Consider the following 18,876-nt stretch of genomic DNA (forward strand, 5'->3'; position numbering starts at 1 on the left):
GAGGTTCAGACAGCGCGGGCAACGCTGACGTAAGGTGGGGTTAATAGGATGGGGCTAAAAAATGGGGGTTAAAAAATTCCTTGAGACGCGGGCGCGCGCTTCAAAGCTGATGACACCAAGTCGATCGTGCGCTCGATCTGCGATGGAGTGTGATTGGTATTGATGAAAAACCGTAAACGTGACTTGTCGCGCGGGACGATCGGATAGACCATCGGAAAGGAGCAGATGCCAGCCTGGAACAGTTGGATCGAAAGCCACAACGCCAGTTCGGAGTCGCGCATCATTAGTGGCACGACACCGGAGTCGTGGCTGTGAAAGGTATCCAGGCCTGCCTGGCGTGCGCACTGAATGAAGTAGGCCGCGTTTCTCTGCACCCGCTGTGCGCGCTCGGGTTCTGCACGCATGATCCGCAGTGCCTCTAATCCAGCGGCAGTATTTGCCGGCGTCGGGGCGGCGCCATACAACAACACTCCTGGCGCGTAGTTTTTCAGTATGGCGATCAGCGGTTTGGGACCCGCTACATATCCGCCACATGTGCCAAACGCTTTGCTCATCGATCCGTAATGAATGTCGATGTCGCGTCCACTGAGGTTGAAATAGTCAGTGATACCCAAACCGCGCGGGCCGATCACGCCCATCGAGTGCGCTTCGTCGAGCATCAGCAGGGCCTTGTGTCGCTTCTTGATCTCGATGATGCGCGGCACGTCTGGGATGTCACCATCCATGCTGTACACGCCCTCAACCAACACTACCGCGCGTTCGTAACCGCCACGATGCTCGGCCAATAGTCGATCTAGCGCCGCGTAATCATTGTGCGGAAAGCTAAAGCGTCGAGCCGTGGTCATGCGACAACCGGCCAAGGCAGAATTATGGATCAGCTCGTCATAAATGATCAGATCTTGAGGCCGACAGAGGTAGCCGATCGTAAACGCATTGGTGCTGTAACCACCCACCGACAACACAGCATCTTCAGCCCCCAGTACTTCGCATATCTCACGCTCAAACTGCGAGTGCAGATCGATTTCACCCGTGATCGCGCGACCTGAACCAGTGCTCGTGCCAAATTGATCAATGGCGTTCTTGGCGGCCAGCTTAACGCGCGGATCATTGGCCAAGGCCAGGTAGTTGTAGCTGGAGAAGTTGATCAACTGGCGGCCATCCAGTTCCACGGTTGCATCGCTGGCACCCAGGTGTTCGCGGAACTGGTTTTGTGGATAGCTCTGGCGTTGATAGAACCACTCCATGTTCTCGAAGTCCTTGTACTCCGGGAACTGGGCGAAGTCGTAGAACGACTCTTGCAATGGAACATTGGCGCGCCGTGGTTCAAGCGGTACAGCCGGATCTGCGCGGAGGTTGAGTTGCTTCTTCAAACGATCGAGACTGGATTGTGTGTTCATCGTGATGTTTACCTGGCAGCATCCGCTAACTTGGCTTCCGGCGCAACCGCGTTATCGAGCAGCGATTTGACCGACTGCTGGGCCAGAGATCGAATCGTGGCATCGCCAATCAGTTCGAGCACCGAAACGCTTAAACCCAACTTGTTATTGAGCAGCATTTGAATTTCAGTTGCCATCAGCGAATCCACGCCCAGCTGTTCAATCTTGCGATCGATCGAGATCGACGCCGGCTCGGATTTAAGTACGCCGGCTAGAATCTCTTGTATCAGTGCAGCCAACACTTCCACTTGCTCGCTTGCCCCCAGCGTGGCGAGCTCTGCGATCAGAGCATCGCGAACCGAAGCGCTGACACCACTAGTATCAGCAGCGATCAAGGTCGCAAAACGTGGCGACTTGGAGCCACGCGTTTCAAACCTGGCCCAGTCCGCCCAAGAGCTGATCAGCGTCAAGCCGAACTGAGTGACATCGCGAGCCAGTGCCTGCTCCAGTACATCCAGGGCATCTTGCGAGGCGATGCCACGCATGCCGGTGTAACGCAAATATTGCTCGAGTTTTTCATCTTGAGCCACAACGCCTACATCGCCGATCACGCCCCAGTTAACGCTAGTGGCCGGCAAGCCTAGGCGTTCTCGATGTTGAGCCAATCCATTCAAGAAACCGTTGGCCGCGCTATAGGCGGCTTGTCGCGCATTACCGACCAGGTTGGCCACCGAGGAATAAAGCACGAATTGTTCAATCGGCAAATGCCTGGTCAGTTCATGCAAGTTCCACGCGGCTGTGGCCTTGTTGCGCATGACGGTGCGAAAGGTCGCTTCGTCCATTTCAGTGATCAGCTGGTCAATGATCACTGCAGCTGAATGATAGATGCCTACCAGAGGCGGCATCTCCGCGTGGACAGTCTGCAGCAGTTGAGCCACTGCATCGCGATCGGCACCATCGCAAGCGATCACCCGCACGCTCGCTCCCATGGCTTCCAACTGGGCAACTGCCGCTTGGCGCTCTTCACTGTCCAAGCCGCGACGACTGGTCAGCACCAGATGCCTGGCTCCCTTGTCGATCAGCCAGGCCGCCGTCTTCAATCCGAAGCCGCCGAGCCCACCGGTAATCAGATAGGTCCCCTCGCGATCTATTTTCATCGAGCAAGTTACGACCGTTGGTAGCGTCCGCGCCTTGGAATCAAACGTCAAAGTCATTGCCAACGCATCATTACGCAGCGGCAGTTTGCGCAGCGCCAAGTCGATGATCGAGACATCCAACCTTGGCAGCACCAGAGCGCTCGTGGTCGAGATATAGCTGGTCGCTTCCGCGAGTGCTGCTTGTAGCTGTTGTGGTCGATGCGCTAAAGCGATCAGGTCAGTGCGAATTACTAGCCCCGCTTGGGGCGGAGTAGCCAGGTTGGCCGTCGTAGAGCCCGTGTCGACAATGTGACCACCCTTGGCCAACATCCAGTAACCGCAGCGCTGATGCCACTGCGCTAGATCAACGGCTAACAAATCGAAGCCATTGCCAGATGTATGTTCGCTCAGAGCGTGTTGCAGCTCTGGGGCTGTCTGTCCGTAGACTGAATCGTGTAAGCGGTTCGAAGTAGGACTGCTCGCAGCCAATCCGCTGGCTGCGGGCGAAAGGCTGCAGACCTTTACGCCTCGGTGTGCCAGCAAGTCTGCGACGATGGAACCGAGCGGCGACAGCTCGACGAGCGCTGTCTCGCCGGCAGTTGGTTGGGCAAGTTTGATCGCCACGATCGCGCGAGTGACCAGAGCGAGGCTGGCAGCCAGCTGGGGTGCCGCAGCCTCTCCGTCCACTTCGATCAAGATAAAGCGCTCGCGCGGGCCGCACATGTGACTGCACAAGTCAGAAGGAGCCAGACCACATACGCGCATGCCGACGCGCAGGTCGGCAACCGCTGCGCCCACGTCGATGACGCGGGCCGCGATCTCAACCAGCGGCTGGGAAATCGCATCGGCGCTAGGATCCAACAGCAGGTCGCGCGGAATGGTCATCGACTCGATGCGCAAGCGGATATCAGCGTCACCCAGCGTCGGAGGCACGACCGCAATTAATCGAGCCGAACCAACCGATTCAATGTTGGGCAACACAGCTCGCACTTGGACGCATTGCTGATCGGTGATCGCGCGCTGCTCGACCCGGTCTTCTTCCAGCAGCATGCTTTCGGCCAATTCACTGACGTAACGCAATGAACCACGCAGAGCTACTTCATCATGTTCATCATCCGCCAAAAGTTCCAAGGCGAGCATGTCGACTAGTTCCTCGTCGACGTCCGTCGGTAGATCAACCGTGGTGAACTTGAAGCCATCGAGTTCGTTTAAAGCCACCCGCACCCAGCCGTTCAAAGCCGCCTGGCCTGGTTCATGTTGGCGGTCGAGATCCTTGACGCATAAACCACAGCGTGTGACCACAAAGGCACGGGGCGGTCTTTGACCAAATCGTTGTGCAATCGCTTGAGTGAAGTGGGTCAAATGCACGATCGCCTCTTCGGCAGTCGGATCAGCACTACGAATTGTAGATTGCAGGCCTTGCAGGAAAACGACACCATCCAGTGGACCACAGCTTTCCAAGACTTGCTGCATATCATCACGATGACCGGCCCGAATCGTAAAGTCTCGACCGGCTTGTTCGAACAGCTGGCCCGTGCGAACACAGCCAGAAACTTCGACGCCATAGTCTTCTAAGCGCTCGGTCAGACGCTGCGGCAGGTCGGTCAACGCATTTTCAGCAGGATCCGAATCACTTCCGCCGATCACTAACCAGTGGCCCAAGCGTCTGGGTTCTGCCAGCGTACCACCGTATAACCAATCGTAAGTTAGTACTTGTTGACGCACCCGATCACCATGTTTGTCCGTACGCTCGCGGCGCGCGGCCATGGTGGAGCGCATGCCGCGGATCATAGCCACCAGATTGCCGCTTTCGTCTACCAGCGTCAAATTGCAATCGATATGACGCGAGTCTTGATAGATGCGCTCGCCAAGGCAATAGATGGCAGTGGGCGAAGTAGTCGAGTACAGGCACAACTCTTCCAAACCAGTCGGCAAGTAGGTTGCGTCGGTATCGCCCAGCATCGTAATCAGCGAATGGAAACAAGCGTCCAACAACGTAGGATGCAACCGATACTTGCCGAGGTCTTTGACTAGATAATCTTTGATGACGATGTAGGACAGCACTTGCCCCTGGGCAATGTCCACGTGAATATCGCGCACCGTTTGAAAGGCAGGTCCATAGGTCAACCCAATAGCGGCCAGCGATTGATACAAGTGCTGACATGCCAGCGAAGAAGCAGCGGGATCGCGACCATGCATAGCGCTGTCGACTTCGGCCTCGGTCTGGGGTAAACCGAATCTTGCTCGCCATTGGTTTACGTTGACCCGCGGCTGGGATCGATCGGCTGGTAGTCCTGGCGATTGACCGAGCTGGCAGTGCACGTGCAACTGACCGAATCCCAGTCGTCCGTTTTCAAGCGACCGAATGGCGGCACTACCGGTTAACGGGTCGTAGTCGGTTACGAAGTCGGTGCCTTTATCGGCATTCATGATCAGCGGCGAAAGGATCTGCAAATCACGAATGGCCCAAGCGGCCGCTTCAGGCAAATGGGCACCGCCGAGCTCCAGCAGGGCTTCGATGTAAGCCGCTGCGGGCAAGACAGGCATCCCAGTCACCACGTGATCGCGCAAATACATCATCGGCTCGTGATCGAAGTCATTGCGATAATGCGGCGCGCCGGGCGCTTCTTGAATACCCAGAATTGGATAATCGACTTGGGCAATGCGATCCTGCCGCGCTCGATCGTTCTCCAGCCAGTAATGCTGCCGCTGCCAGGCGTAGTTAGGTAGAGCCACCGAGCGACCGTGGCGATGCAGTTGGCTCCAGTCGATCGGTGAACCGGCGGCATGGATGGACATGATTGCACGGTGCAGGCACTGAATTTCTGGTTGATTGCGGCGAAGCGTAAAGAGCGTACGACACTCTTTGCCGGCTGCGCGAATGCAATCTCCTAAACTGGTGGCCAACACTGGATGCGGACCGATCTCGACAAAGTGTGTATAGCCGTCTGCCAGCAGTTGCGCGATGGCCGGCGCAAACAACACAGCTTGGCGCGCATTCTTGGGCCAGTAGTCAGCACCATAGGCAATTCCTGATACTCGATGGCCAGTGACCGTGGAATAGAGCGGTATTGTTGGTTCACTGGGTTCGATACCTACCAGCGCACTTCGAAGCGGCTCCATGATCGGATCCATCATCGGGCTATGGTAGGGCACCTCTACTTCCAAGCGCCGATTGAAGATGGCGTCGGAAGAAAGTTGAGCGGAGATTTCCGTCAAACAATCAATATCGCCAGCCAGCGTTACATTGCTCGGTCCATTGACGGCCGCAATCGAGACGCGATCTGCTACAGCGGCGATCAGTTCTTGCGCGCGCTCTTGACCGACTGCGGCTGCCAGCATGCCTCCGCTACCCGCGCAGGTCGCTTGTAGTTGACTGCGGTGATAACAGACGATTATGCAATCGCGCAGCGACAGCACTCCCGCGGCGAAGGCCGAACCGAGCTCACCCACGGAATGACCCACGACCGCTGCTGGTTGGACACCAGCGGATTTCAGCACCGCCAACAAACCAAGTTGAATAAACAAGTTGGCAGGTTGCGCGAATTGCGTTTCCGTGATGCGCGACGAAGCCTCATCTTTGAGCATCTCGTCCAAGACCGACCAACCGAGCAAGTCTTTGAAACACTGGTCAGCTTGATCCAGCGTGGTGCGATAGGTGGCGTTCTGCTGATAAAGCTGTTGCCCCATCGCCCACCACTGGGGCCCCATGCCCGTGAAGACAAACACGGGCGCAGAATTGCCTTGGAATGGTCGAGTATTAGTGACTACGTTGGGTGATTCTTGTTGAGCGTGTAGAGCCGCCAAGCCGCTGATCAGCTCGGCACGATCCTGACCTTGGATTACCGCACGATGTTCTAAGTGAGCTCGTCGGTGGCTGGCAGAGTATAAAACGTCATCGAGCGCCAGGCTTTCGTCGCTCAGCAGTTCAGCATAGCTGTGTGCCAGCTGATGAAGCGCTTTCGGGTCGCGAGCCGAGATGGGTAAGAAATAGGGCCACTGTCGCGACTGGACGGCTGGCTCTGGCGAGCGAGTATTCACCTGGTTCGACGCCGGCGTCGCTTGCATGATCACATGTGCGTTGGAACCACCGTATCCAAACGAGTTGACCGCAGCGCAGCAGTCCTCGTCCAGTGGAATGATCGCATCTGATATACGCAAATTCAGCTGTTCAAACGGAATATCCGGATGGCATGTTTGCAAGTTGGCCAGCGGATAGGCTCGACGGTCCATCAGAGTAACAACTGTCTTGATGATACCTGCGACTCCGGCGACGGCCTCGGTGTGACCGATGTTGCTCTTGATCGAACCGACGACAACTGGCCCGACATCGCGGCGGGCGGCGCCGTAAATGGAGCCCACGGCGGCGCTTTCGGTAGGATCACCTACCGCCGTTCCCGTGCCGTGGCATTCAACGTATTGCACGCGGCGCGGATCGACATCGTATTGTTCGCAAACTTGTTGAATCAGCGTTTGCTGAGCCGAGCGACTGGGCATGGAGATACCTGGTGTACGCCCATCTTGATTGGTTCCGGTAGCTATAACCGTCGCGAGGATAGAATCACCGTCGGTGACGGCCTGGTCGAGCGGTTTGAGCAACACAGCCGCGGCACCTTCACCACGTCCGTAGCCATCGCCACGGGCATCAAACGATTTGCATTCGCCATCGCGCGACAAGAAGTGACCCTTGCACATCCCCATCGGATACTCCGGGCGCGTCATGACGTTGGCACCACCGACGATGGCCACTTCCGCCGCGCCGCGCCAGAGGTCTTGGCAGGCATAGTGAAATGCGACCAAAGATGAGGAACAGGCTGTATCGATCGACAGACTGGGTCCGCGCAAATCGAAGGTGTGCGAGATGCGGTTGGAGAGCATGGTCATCATCATGCCCGCAGCGGTGTGCTGATTGATCTGCGAGCGATTGGAAGGAGCCATTTGCGAGATCATATGATCGAGCATGAAACCGCCGACATACACGCCCACTTGTCGACCTGCGTGCGCTGGCAAGGATAGTCCCGCGTTCTCGAAGGCTTCCCACACAACCTCTAGCAACAAACGTTGCTGCGGATCCATATTCTCCGCGTCGCGTGGCGAGATTCCGAAGAAGGCAGCATCAAACTGGCTGATGTCTTGCGTGAGAAAGCCACCGCGCTGGATATACGATTTGCCTTTGGATACGGCATTGGAGGAGTAGTATCGCTCAACACTCCAGCGCTGCAGTGGAACGGTATCGATACCGCTGAATCTTTCCTCCAGCGCGCGGCGCAGCGCTGCCAGGCTTTCTATGCCTTGGGGGAAACGAAATGCAAAACCAACGACTGCAATCGGTTGCGGGCGCGAAGGCATATGCTTGTTTAGATGCGAATGGACCAATCGAATAATGCCTGACGCGCGACGCCTACAGATCAAGCGTCGCAGAACGAACACAAGCACCGAAAGCCATACGCGACCATGCGCATTGGCCAACAGTGCATTGTCACTCTACAGGTCAGGCAGAGTAATGAACCCGATTTTTCCATCCGCTACCCTTTATTATAGGGATGCGTCAAGGCGCTGGCTATCGGACTGACGATTCTTCAGCCAACGTTCGGTCAGCATTTAGCCCCAGCGCACATAGTGCGGCCACGAAGTAACCGGCAGCGAAAAAGATAAAAGCTTCGTGCCAGTCGTTGTTCTTGTCCATGTACTTCAGGACGAAGGGGACAAGCACCGGAGTGGTGGCGGCACCAAGATTGCCCCACATATTTCCCCAACCGAAACAGGCCGCCGTGTTCTTCCCACCCACATCTTGCATGTAAGCCCAAATCGATGGGACGCTCAGGTCGGTCGCAAAGGCCACCAGCGCAGCAGCAGCTACAAACGCCCAGGGCGTCTGCCACAGCAGGCAAGATAGATAAGCGCTGAGAGCTACCAGGTAACACACAAACATCGGCAACGATCTGCCCCAACGTTTGCCGATGCGCATTGCCAAAAAGTCGGTCAGTGGTCCACCCAGTAGCATCCCCACTACACCAGCTGTCAATGTCAAGGTAGACATCAGTCCAGCGTAAGCGGGATCCACATGCTTAACTTCCGACAAATAAGTCGGTAGCCAGGTTACTAAGAACACCCAGCCGATGTTAATACCGTATTGCAGCAAACACATTAACCACATCGTTCCACTTTTTAACAGTGGAGTGATCGACGGCCCCGATTCAGCGTCCAAGCGCGCATCCAAACTCGGTTGAGTGGACGAGGAAGTCGAGCCGCGAATGAAGTCGCGTTCCGCCTGATCGCAACGTGGATGCTCCTCTGGAGTCTGTCGACAGACCCACCAGAAATTGAGCGCCACGCCAAAACCAATCGTGCCGTAAATCACCAACAACATGCGCCAACTGACATAGTCTCTCAGCAGCCAGGCGGTCAGCACGGGTGTCATCGCCGCTCCCAGTCGTCCACCAAAGGACACAATCGCACTGGCCGATCCGCGCCCCCCTAGCGGAATCCAGCGACGAATCAAACTGCCGGCGGTGGGATAACAACCCGCTTGGGCTATGCCAAAAACCATACGGATCGCCAACAACATGGCCAGCCCCGTTGCCAGCCCGGTCAGCAAAGTACATATCGACCATACACAGATATAGAGTGGCAACATCTGTCGCGCACCGAAGCGATCCGACAGCAAGCCAGCCGGAACCTGGCAAAGCGCATAGCTAAAAAAGAAGGCCGACAAAGTCAGCCCAATTTGTTCCTTGTTCAAACCTAATTGACTCTGGAACTCCTTCAGCTTGACAATCTCGGCAATGCACACGCGGTCGACATACAGCATGACCGCAGCCAGCGTGGCTGCAGCGATGATTTGGTAGCGTATCGTAGTCGCCAATGAATCGCCCCTTTTGGTGTTCGTAGCCGAAGTCGCCAGACTTTGGACGCGTCCCCTCCCGCAGACTTCGGCTAACGCCTTGTCTGCGACCTAGTATATAGCGGCCAACTAAGATGTTCATGTTCGACGTCGTTGCAACGGTGTCGGACTCAGCTACCCAGACAGTTTATCGACCCCGAACGAATGTACACATTTGTAGCTCGTGGGGGAGCGAAGTCGGGCAGCTGATTGTTTTCTATCCGAACGGTCGCTGAGTGCTCTTCGCCAAGTGCGAGGAAGCCTGAATTTACTAGGTAGGAGTTTACAATGACAACATATGATCGCGTGATCGGCATTGATGTAGCTTCCAAGAAGCTAGACATTTCCGATTCCCAGGGCAAGCTGCCTTCAACGATTAGCAACACGGTCTCGTCCATTGGCAAGTTGATCGAGCGCATCCAAGAGCCTGAAAAGACACTTGTGGTTTGCGAGAGCAGCGGTGGTTATGAGAATATCATGGTTGACCTGCTACACGAGGCGAAGGTCAACGTGGCGGTGGTCAACCCGCGCAAGACTCACTACTACGCCAAGGCACACGGGTATCTAGAAAAGACGGATACCATTGATGCCAAAGTAATTCGGCATTTTGGTGAGCAGGTCAAAGTCCATTTGACCAAGCCGCTTACCGAGCGAGAGAAGAAGCTTCGGTCGCTTACGCGTCGTCGAGTACAGGTCATGACGATGATCAACCAAGAGAAGAATCGCTTGCGTTTTGAGGATGAGACGGTCAAGCAATTCGTTGAAGAGAGCTTGAAAATGCTGAAAAACCAGCTAAAAGCTCTGAACGAGCAGCTCAAGGAGCAAGCCAAGGAGATGAGCAAAGAGACACCTAACGTAAGGATCATCTCCAGCGCGCCAGGCGTGGGTCTCATCACGACAGTCACTCTGTGTGCTGAACTTCCTGAACTTGGAAAAATCTCTCGTACGGAAATTTCCAAGCTTGTTGGTGTAGCTCCGATGGCCAACCAAACCGGTCAGAGCGATGGCAAGAGACGCATTCGCGGAGGTCGATCAACGGTGCGTCGTACACTATACATGGCGGCCTTAGTGGCAACCAAAAAGAATCCAGTGGTCGAGAAATTCTATTCGAGGTTATTAAGCCGAGGAAAACCGAAGAAGCTGGCGTTGATCGCGAGCATGCGAAAGCTGCTCCTGATCCTTCACGAGATGGTACGTACGCAAACGATGTGGGACCCCGAGAAGAAGGCACGTGACCAAGCTGTCGCCAGCCTGGCCACGGGCGCTACGTGCTCGGCGGGTCATTGACTCACCGGCGACTAAGTTATCCCTTACAAAGTTGCGTCCCCGCAGAGCTTTGCTATGTTTCACTTAGCACAGTTCATAGTAATGCTGCGCCTGTAGGAAATCAAACATTGAGTTACCGGCGCCATGCCTTGAAAAATCCCGGGGGTTTGGGGGCTGGCCCCCAAGATGCCCAAGCGAAGGGAAGAAATTTAAGATTCTTCCTTGACTACCAACTAGACGGTCGCTCCCCCGCTGCGCCGCTGCGCGGTGGAGGTGACAGTCACCTCTCCAAGGCTTCGCCTTGGGGAGGTCGAATCGAGCCTTAGCGAGATTCGGGAGGGGTCTGGGCAGTGCAGGTCATTAGTACAGCAGGAGTCTTGTCTGGCGCCGGGCCCCCTCCCGCAGACTTCGGCTAACGCCTTGTCTGCGACCTCCCCCGCTGCGCGGTGGAGGTGACTATCGTACACTACGGCAGCAGCGAGGATTCCAGCGAGACGATCTCCTCGTCCATTTCAATCCACTTCAAATTCTGAGGCTCCATTTCTCGGAGCATGGCGACGTAGCGCGAAGCGGAATCGAGCAAGCGATGCTCAAGAGAGAGTTCGGCGGCTTTGGTCAGCGCGGTCAATTTTACGGCTGGCGTTGGCGGGGGTACTCGAAACATGGCGGCCCGTCGGTAGGCAGCCAGCGCATCGGTTACGCGGCCGGTGCGCTCGAAGATTTCGCCCAGCTTTAAACTGGCCGCGGCGCGCAGTCCCGGATCTTGAGAGGCTTGACGCAGATAGTCCACGGCTTCTTCACTGCGATCGAGACCTTCGAGCGCGTCGGCCAGTGGGATGGTCAACTCCAACTGCTCAGGGTGCCGCACCAGGCGTGCTCGACAGACCTTTTCACGCATGGCATTCAAGTCCAGCTTGGCTCGCTGCAACTCTTTTTCGGAAACATCGTTGGCCACGCGTCGATATTCTGCTTCGGCACACGCCAACAAGTGCAGCGAGCGGGCCAACTGAGCCTCTTCACGCAGGTACAGCACTTCCTCATCTTGATTGAACAACTCCGCCGCTCGATCCAAGACCCGCTTGGCATCTACCCAGCGCTCTTGATGCAAGTAGATCCGCGCCAGTTCGACATACGGCTCCGATTGAATCGGATTGTTGCGCAGAGTTTGCTCGAGCTCCTGAAAGCGTTCCAGGCGTAGCGGCCGCTTGGCTGCATGCGGATTGGTGGGCTCTTCCGCCCAGCGTTCTTGCTCAACCGGGGTTTGGCGAAGCAGCAGGTCATCTGGCTTGAGAGGTTTCATGGGAGCAATCCACTTGAACTTTAGATGGGACATGTCACGGGTTACGCAGCTCGAAATGCCTTCTTGGCTTCCTTTATCCAGTCGATCACCTTGCCAGGGCTGGTGACCCAATACGCTTTTTGTTGATCGACAACTCTCAGTTGTTTGTCGTGCATGCGTGCCAAATGTTCGATGCGCTGTTTGTTGGTATAGGTCAGCACCAAATACTTGTCTTCCACCTGCAAGGCTTTGACTCCCCACAGCGTGGCATCGATCTTTAGTTCAGCCACCTGTAACAATCGCTCGACGGAGGCAGGCACCGAGCCAAATCGATCGGCCAATTCAGCGCGCATGTCATCCAATGAATTAACATCGCTCAAGCGGCTAATGCGTCGATAAATGTCGATGCGATGCCGCATGTCCGGCACGTATTCGACCGGCAAAAACGCATCGATGGGTAAATCAACTTCTACATCCAAACTGATCTTGGGTGGTTGATTCGTCAACTGCCGGACAGCAGCTTCCAGCAATTGGCAATACAATTCGTAGCCAATGGCCGCGATGTGACCGCTCTGTTGCGTGCCGAGTAGATTGCCTGCGCCGCGAATTTCCAGATCGCGCATGGCGATGCCAAAGCCAGCCCCTATCTGGCTGTACTCTTCGATAGCATGCAGCCGTCGAGCGGCGTCGGGCGATAGATGTTTGTGGCGATCAACCAACAAATAACAATACGCCTGGTGTTTATAACGGCCTACGCGTCCACGCAGCTGATGCAACTCCGACAAACCATATCGATTGGCTTCGTCGATAAAGATCGTGTTGGCGTTGGGAATATCCAAACCACTTTCGATGATGGTCGTGGCCAGGAGGATATCGAAGCGATGCTCGATAAAATCGATCATGATTTGTTCAAGCGCCCCCTCTTCCATCTGACCGTGACCAACTGCGATTCGGGCTTCGGGTACCAGGCGTCGCAAGCGGCCTTCGACTTCGTGAATATCCTGAATACGATTGTGCACGTAGTAGACTTGACCTTCGCGATTCAATTCGCGCAGAATCGCATTGCGCACGACGGCATCGCTGAAACGGGTGACTCGCGTCTCCACACTCAGCCGATCTTCAGGGGGTGTTTCCAGATTGGAAATGTCACGCACACCGATCAACGACATGTGCAAAGTTCGCGGAATGGGCGTGGCCGACAGCGTTAACACATCCACATTGTTGCGAATGTGCTTCAGCCGTTCCTTCATTTCTACGCCGAACCGCTGTTCTTCGTCGATAATCAGCAACCCCAAGTTGAAGAACTTCACATCCTTGGATGCCAGGCGGTGCGTGCCGACAACGATATCGATCTGGCCCGTGGCCAAGCCCTGGACAGTTTCCCGCTGGTGACGTTTAGTGGCAAAACGACTGAGCTTGCCAATGCTAAACGGGAATTCGGCCAGGCGTTGCACAAAGGTCTTGTAGTGTTGCTCGGCGAGCACCGTTGTGGGAACCAACACAGCGACCTGGTAGCCGCAGTCAACCGCCTTGAAGGCACCCCGCATGGCAACTTCGGTTTTTCCGAAGCCGACGTCGCCGCAGATCAGTCGATCCATCGGACGACTGATCGTCATGTCACGCTTCACCGCGTCGATGGCCGAATGTTGATCGGGCGTTTCGATGTAAGGAAACGATGCATCGAATTGGCTTTGCCAAATACTATCGCCAGCGAAGGTGATGCCTGGTTGGCTACGACGCTGCGCTTGCAATTCGAGCAGCTCGACGGCCATGTCAGTGACCGCTTCCTGCGCTGCTTTCTTTTGGCGAACCCAAGTCTGACTGCCGATCTTGGCCAGCTTGGGTCGACTCTTGGTTCCACCCACATAGCGTTGGATGAGTTCAATCTTCGAGGTGGGCACATAGATCTTGGTGCCTTCGTCGAATTCGATCTCCAGATGTTCGAAGGTTTGTCCATGCTTATTGAGCAAGGACATACCACGGTAGATGCCAATACCATGCGAGAGGTGTACCACCAGGTCGCCGGGTCGGAGATCCAAAAAACTATCCAGCGGTCGACTCTGCGTGCGTTTGGCAGCTCGACGAACATGGCTTCGCCGCAACATTTGCCCCGCTGTGAGCACGAATGGGCCATCGGCCAAGAGTTCAAAGCCGTTCTGCAATTGACTTACCTGGATGAACAGCCGTTCCTCCGAAGTGGCTTTGGCGGAGCCCAAGAGTTCTTTCAAGCGATCCGACTCGCCTTCATTCATCGCGACCACGACCACGGGCCGCGTTCCAGCGTACTGATCGATGTCGGCTCCCAAACGTTCCAGATCGCCACCAATACGCTGAACGTCCCCCAGTGGCAAACGGATCAACTGGCCCAAGTAACCGTCGGCTGCCAATTGCGAGATGAGCACTAGTGGAAAACCGGTAATGCGTTGCCAGATTGTCTCGGGTGCCACAAATCGTTCAGGAAAGGGCACGCGAGCCAAGAACGCTGCGCCGGCGGCGCGCACGGCGTTCTGTTCGTAAATTACGACCTGACAATCCTCCGGCAGATAGTCCAGCGCCGATCCATCTTGAGCAATCGAACCTTGAACGGCAATCAGCTGCAAACGCTCGCGACTTTCGATGCTGCGCTGTGAAGCTATATCAAAGGTGCGCAGCGATTCGACTTCATCATCAAAGAGCTCGACTCGTACCGGCATCGGTTCATCTGGCGGATAGATATCGAAGATGCCACCACGAATCGCAAACTCACCCGGCAATTGAACCGAACTGGTCGCATGGTAGCCAGCTTTGATCAACCAGCTGCGCAGGTCCTCCAGATCGACTTGTTTGCCAGCGACCAAGACGCGTTTGTCACCTTCGAGGGTCTCGGGACTTGGGACGCTCTGCAGAAGGGCTGGTAGCGTCGTGACGACGACCGGCAGTGCCGAAGACTTGTGACCAGCATCTTTTAAATGATAAAGCCAGCTGAGCACATGCAGGCGCTGCGCAGTCTCTTGATGCTGCAGCGATTCAAATTCGTGATCTTCGCTGCCCGGAGGTAACACTTCGACTTTGGCGGCCGCGGAGAGTTCGCTGAGCTCCGCGGCCAGCGATTCCGATTCGGCGACATGCGCGCAGAGCACCAACAGCGGCTTGGCCTGACGACGAATCCAAGCAGCCAGGGTGGGGGCTACGGCACCCGACCAGATGCCTTCGATCGTGACCACTCGCTCTAGCTGGACAGCATCGACAGCCTGAATCAGCGCAGGTTGATCGGCCACTTGGGCGATTACATCGGCCAGTGTCAATGGAGGCGTGGCGGCCTTCTTCACCGAGAGCACAGCTCGACGCGGCTGCATCCTTGTCCCGTGGTTAAGCCAACTATTTGAAATCTGATCCAAATTGTAACGGTCGCCCTGCGGCGAGGGAATCCTATTGGCGTAGCCGATCTCCCCAGAGATTGGATGCAACGTAGCCGATCTCGCCAGAGATTGGATGGTTTAAAGGTCACGCCTCCAAAGTCTGGCGACTTCGGCTACGGGGGACCCGACTAACGGAGGCCTGCTATAATCTGGGGCGAATGGGAGTCGATTCAAGGGGCCGGAGCTTTACTAAACTATGTCTGCCACAGGTGCTGTTCAGGAAGCGATCAAGATCTTGTCCGATCCGCTCGCTGGGCCGATCGATGACTTGAGTTTGCTCAGACAGTCTTTATTATTTGCCGAGATAGCCAGGCTGGCGTACTTCCGTGACGATGTGGTGCGCGAAGCGGTGGCTGCTGTCGGGTTCGAAGAAGCTCAATATTACGAGTACGATGGAGCCCAAGCCTATATCTTTCGCCATCAGTACGACACCATTGTCGCCTGTCGAGGCACCGAACCGGGCGAGTGGAACGATTTAAAGGCCGATGTGAATGCACTGAGCGTCGTGGCCGAATCGGTTGGACGGGTTCATCGGGGCTTCAAAAAGGAAGTCGATGACTTGTGGCCTAAACTCGAACAAGCACTGAAGGACAACGAGAATACTTTGTGGTTCACAGGGCACTCGCTGGGTGGCGCGATGGCTACAATTTGTGCCGGTCGTTGCAAGATCTCCAGCATCCCGTCCAATCCGCAGGGCCTGTTCACCTTCGGCAGTCCGCGAGTCGGTTGCCGACGCTACATCAATTACGTCAAAATCAATCACTATCGTTGGGTCAACAACAACGACATTGTCACCCGCGTGCCTCCCTCCTGGATGGGTTATCGGCATGGTGGTCACGAGTTGTACTTGAATGCTTATGGACGACTTCGGAAGTATCGACCGTGGCGCCGCTTTCGCGATCGCATGCATGGCTTGCTAACGGCGATGCGCAAGTGGGAATTCGATTACCTGGCTGACCACTCAATGGTGCGTTACGTCGAATACATCCAGCGCGCCATTCAAGATGAAGAGAGTGGTCGCATCAAACCGGTCAAGAAAATGCCAGCAGTGTAATTCACATCTATGGCACTATCCATTGGCCGCCTGGCACCTTCACCAACCGGCGCATTGCACTTGGGCAACGCGCGTACGTTTCTATTGGCGTGGTTGGCGATTCGTTCGTCTGCGGGGCAATTAATTCTGCGCATCGAGGATATCGATTCGCCGCGTGTCAAGCCTTGGGCTCGTCAAGCGACGTTGGATGATTTGCATTGGCTGGGGTTGGATTGGGACCACGGGCCGGATGTAGGTGGGCCGGACGGGCCCTATGTTCAGACCGAACGATTGTCGATTTATCGAAAGTGGCTAGACGAGTTGATCGAGCGTGAGCTGGTCTATCCGTGCAATTGCTCGCGGAGTGAAATTGCGGCCGCTGCCAGCGCGCCGCATGAAGCGATCGAAGGGCCCATCTATCCTGGAACATGTCGCCAGCGCTCGGTGGCTGACGCCAGCTTTTTTCAGCCCGATGAATTTGCCTGGCGTTATCGCGTCAGCGACTCGATGCTCCAGTGGCCAGATGCAGTCATGGGTACTCAATCGATTAATCCCGCCACGGCCTTGGGCGATTTTCTAGTTGCCAAAGGTGACGGCACGCCGGCTTATCAATTGGCGGTGGTTGTCGATGACCATTTGATGAAAGTTAACGAGGTACTTCGGGGACAGGACTTGATCCCTAGCACATTTCGTCAGTTGGACCTGCTCAGTCGCTTGGGCTGGTCGGCTCCACATTACATGCACGTGCCGCTGATGATCGGCTCGGACGGTCGGCGATTGGCCAAGCGCCATGGGGACACGCGCGTATCCTGGTTTCGCCAAGGGGGCTACACGGCCGGGCAGCTGTGGGGCTACCTGGCCTGGACTGCCGGACTGATCGACAAGCCGCGAAAAGTAGAACTGAGCGAACTTCTAAGCAGGTGGGACCCTCTAAAGCTTGCCCGGGAACCGACGGTGGTGCAGTTACCAGAAGTTTTGCAGTTACTGAACGAGATGTAGCCTGGTTACCAGGCTCCGCCTGGTAACCCACTGCTCCGCAGGCTCCGCCTGCGCAACTGCTTCGGCGGAATGTATTTGTACTGGATGTAAGACGCAGGCGGAGCCTGCAAGGCAGCGGGTTACCAGGCAGAGCCTGGTAACCAGGGGCTCGCAGAGACTGGGGAAAGATGAAATAATGAACGTGGTTTCCGACAATACAACGCAACGCAAGTCAATCAAGGATTGGGGCAATGTCTGATAGCAGCCATCAAAACAATGGAGCTCAACAAGAAGAACCGGCTCCGTTTCGCATTGAATACGCCGATCGCGTGCAACGTTTGCCCCCGTACTTGTTCGGTCGGATCAATAATACGCTGTATCAAAAACGTCGATCTGGCAATGACGTGATCGACTTGGGCATGGGCAATCCATCGGATCCACCCGAACAAGTCATCATCGACAAGCTCAGCGAAGCGGCCCACGATATTCGCAATCATGGCTACAGCAAGAGCAATGGCCTGCTGAATCTGCGCCGCGAGTTGGCTCATAAGTACTTTCGCAAGTATGGCGTCAGGCTCGATCCGGAATCGCAAGCAATCGTGTGCCTGGGCAGCAAAGAAGGTTTCAGCCACATGTGTTTGGCGCTAATGGGACCTGGCGATACGGCCATGATCCCCGCGCCGTTTTTTCCAGTCCACATGTATGGAGTGGTGCTGGCGGCAGGCAATGTCGTGGCGTTGGAAGTCGCGGACAGTGAGAAGTTCTTGTCGAACATCGCTTACACTTGTCAGCACTTTTATCCGCGACCTAAGTTGCTGATTATCAACTACCCGCATAATCCTTCGACGATTACGGTGGAAGCCGATTTCTTCCCGGAAGTAGTCAAGCTGGCCAAGCGTTATGGCTTTATGGTCATCAGCGATTTTGCGTATAGCGATGTAGCTTTCGATGGGTATCAGCCGCCGAGCTTTTTGGCCGCTGAAGGTGCGATGGATGTGGGCGTTGAGTTCACGACGATGAGCAAAGGCTATAACATGGCCGGCTGGCGCGTCGGTTTCTGCGCTGGCAATGCCGACATGATCCGTGGCTTGGCTACGATCAAAGGCTACTATGACTACGGTATGTTCCAAGCAATTCAGATTGCCGCCATCGTCGCACTGCGCGATACCGAAGCCGCTGTCGAGCGCCAGTCGCAGATCTATCAAGGTCGACGCGATGTGTTGGTCGATGGCTTGCATCGTATCGGCTGGGAAGCCACTCCACCCCGCGCAGGCATGTTTGTATGGGGCCGCGTGCCTGAGAAGTGGCGCAAGCGTATGAGCACGCTAGATTTTGCGATGATGCTACTTGAGGAAGGTGATGTCGCGGTCAGCCCGGGCAGCGGTTTTGGACCGGCCGGCGAAGGTTACTTGCGCATGGCTCTGGTTGAAAACGAAAATCGTTTGCGTCAAGCCGTTCGACAAATCAGCAAGTGCCTCGAACGCATGGAAGCCAGGTACTCCGAGAAAACTCCGACGGTGGTGTGAG

9 protein-coding genes are annotated in these 18,876 nt (G+C 55.7%); 4 read left to right on the plus strand and 5 right to left on the minus strand.

Features of this window, described 5'->3' with window-relative positions; genetic code table 11:
• Positions 1 to 68 precede the first annotated feature (68 nt).
• The 3 genes from SH573x_RS17210 to SH573x_RS17220 form a co-directional block, all read right to left on the minus strand.
• Positions 69 to 1,397 carry an aminotransferase class I/II-fold pyridoxal phosphate-dependent enzyme gene (locus tag SH573x_RS17210; protein ID WP_479348878.1) on the minus strand — a complete coding sequence of 443 codons (1,329 nt, stop codon included), beginning with the start codon at positions 1,395 to 1,397 and terminating at the stop codon, positions 69 to 71.
• Between the two features lie 8 nt (positions 1,398 to 1,405).
• Positions 1,406 to 7,861 (minus strand): SDR family NAD(P)-dependent oxidoreductase, encoded by a 6,456-nt coding sequence (locus SH573x_RS17215; protein ID WP_479348879.1) that lies wholly within the window; start codon positions 7,859 to 7,861, stop codon positions 1,406 to 1,408.
• Between the two features lie 211 nt (positions 7,862 to 8,072).
• Complete coding sequence (locus SH573x_RS17220) at positions 8,073 to 9,377, minus strand: MFS transporter (protein ID WP_479348880.1); 1,305 nt, start codon at positions 9,375 to 9,377, stop codon at positions 8,073 to 8,075.
• Between the two features lie 306 nt (positions 9,378 to 9,683).
• Between SH573x_RS17220 and SH573x_RS17225 the strand changes: the two genes are divergently transcribed.
• Positions 9,684 to 10,682: an IS110 family RNA-guided transposase gene (locus tag SH573x_RS17225; protein WP_479348882.1), complete on the plus strand. Its 999-nt coding sequence runs from the start codon at positions 9,684 to 9,686 to the stop codon at positions 10,680 to 10,682.
• A 445-nt stretch (positions 10,683 to 11,127) separates the two neighbouring features.
• Here SH573x_RS17225 and SH573x_RS17230 read toward each other — a convergent pair whose 3' ends face one another.
• Together SH573x_RS17230 and mfd are read right to left on the minus strand one after the other, a co-directional pair.
• On the minus strand, positions 11,128 to 11,961 hold the full coding sequence (locus tag SH573x_RS17230; RefSeq protein WP_479348883.1) for a tetratricopeptide repeat protein: 834 nt from the start codon (positions 11,959 to 11,961) through the stop codon (positions 11,128 to 11,130).
• A gap of 41 nt (positions 11,962 to 12,002) precedes the next feature.
• A complete protein-coding gene (gene mfd, locus SH573x_RS17235) occupies positions 12,003 to 15,275 on the minus strand; it encodes a transcription-repair coupling factor (protein ID WP_479348884.1) in 3,273 nt (1,090 codons plus the stop codon).
• Positions 15,276 to 15,534: 259 nt separating this feature from the next.
• Between mfd and SH573x_RS17240 the strand changes: the two genes are divergently transcribed.
• The 3 genes from SH573x_RS17240 to SH573x_RS17250 all read left to right on the plus strand — a co-directional run bounded on the left by SH573x_RS17240 (position 15,535) and on the right by SH573x_RS17250 (position 18,875).
• The gene (locus SH573x_RS17240; protein ID WP_479348885.1) at positions 15,535 to 16,392 is read left to right on the plus strand and encodes a lipase family protein; all 858 of its coding nucleotides are present in this window, start codon (positions 15,535 to 15,537) and stop codon (positions 16,390 to 16,392) included.
• Between the two features lie 9 nt (positions 16,393 to 16,401).
• Complete coding sequence (gene gluQRS, locus SH573x_RS17245) at positions 16,402 to 17,370, plus strand: tRNA glutamyl-Q(34) synthetase GluQRS (protein ID WP_479348886.1); 969 nt, start codon at positions 16,402 to 16,404, stop codon at positions 17,368 to 17,370.
• Between the two features lie 230 nt (positions 17,371 to 17,600).
• Positions 17,601 to 18,875, plus strand: a complete 1,275-nt coding sequence (locus SH573x_RS17250) for an aminotransferase class I/II-fold pyridoxal phosphate-dependent enzyme (protein WP_479348887.1) — start codon at positions 17,601 to 17,603, stop codon at positions 18,873 to 18,875.
• The last annotated feature ends 1 nt before the right edge of the window (position 18,876 follow it).

The organism is Rania fehmarnensis (genome assembly GCF_056494185.1).

Bases quoted from the DNA above. Each gene is read 5' to 3' on its own strand.
- SH573x_RS17230 (WP_479348883.1), bottom strand. From the start codon at position 11,961: ATGAAACCTCTCAAGCCAGATGACCTGCTGCTTCGCCAAACCCCGGTT.
- SH573x_RS17215 (WP_479348879.1), bottom strand. From the start codon at position 7,861: ATGCCTTCGCGCCCGCAACCGATTGCAGTCGTTGGTTTTGCATTTCGT.
- SH573x_RS17210 (WP_479348878.1), bottom strand. From the start codon at position 1,397: ATGAACACACAATCCAGTCTCGATCGTTTGAAGAAGCAACTCAACCTC.
- gluQRS (WP_479348886.1), top strand. From the start codon at position 16,402: ATGGCACTATCCATTGGCCGCCTGGCACCTTCACCAACCGGCGCATTG.
- SH573x_RS17225 (WP_479348882.1), top strand. From the start codon at position 9,684: ATGACAACATATGATCGCGTGATCGGCATTGATGTAGCTTCCAAGAAG.
- SH573x_RS17240 (WP_479348885.1), top strand. From the start codon at position 15,535: ATGTCTGCCACAGGTGCTGTTCAGGAAGCGATCAAGATCTTGTCCGAT.
- SH573x_RS17250 (WP_479348887.1), top strand. From the start codon at position 17,601: ATGTCTGATAGCAGCCATCAAAACAATGGAGCTCAACAAGAAGAACCG.
- mfd (WP_479348884.1), bottom strand. From the start codon at position 15,275: ATGCAGCCGCGTCGAGCTGTGCTCTCGGTGAAGAAGGCCGCCACGCCT.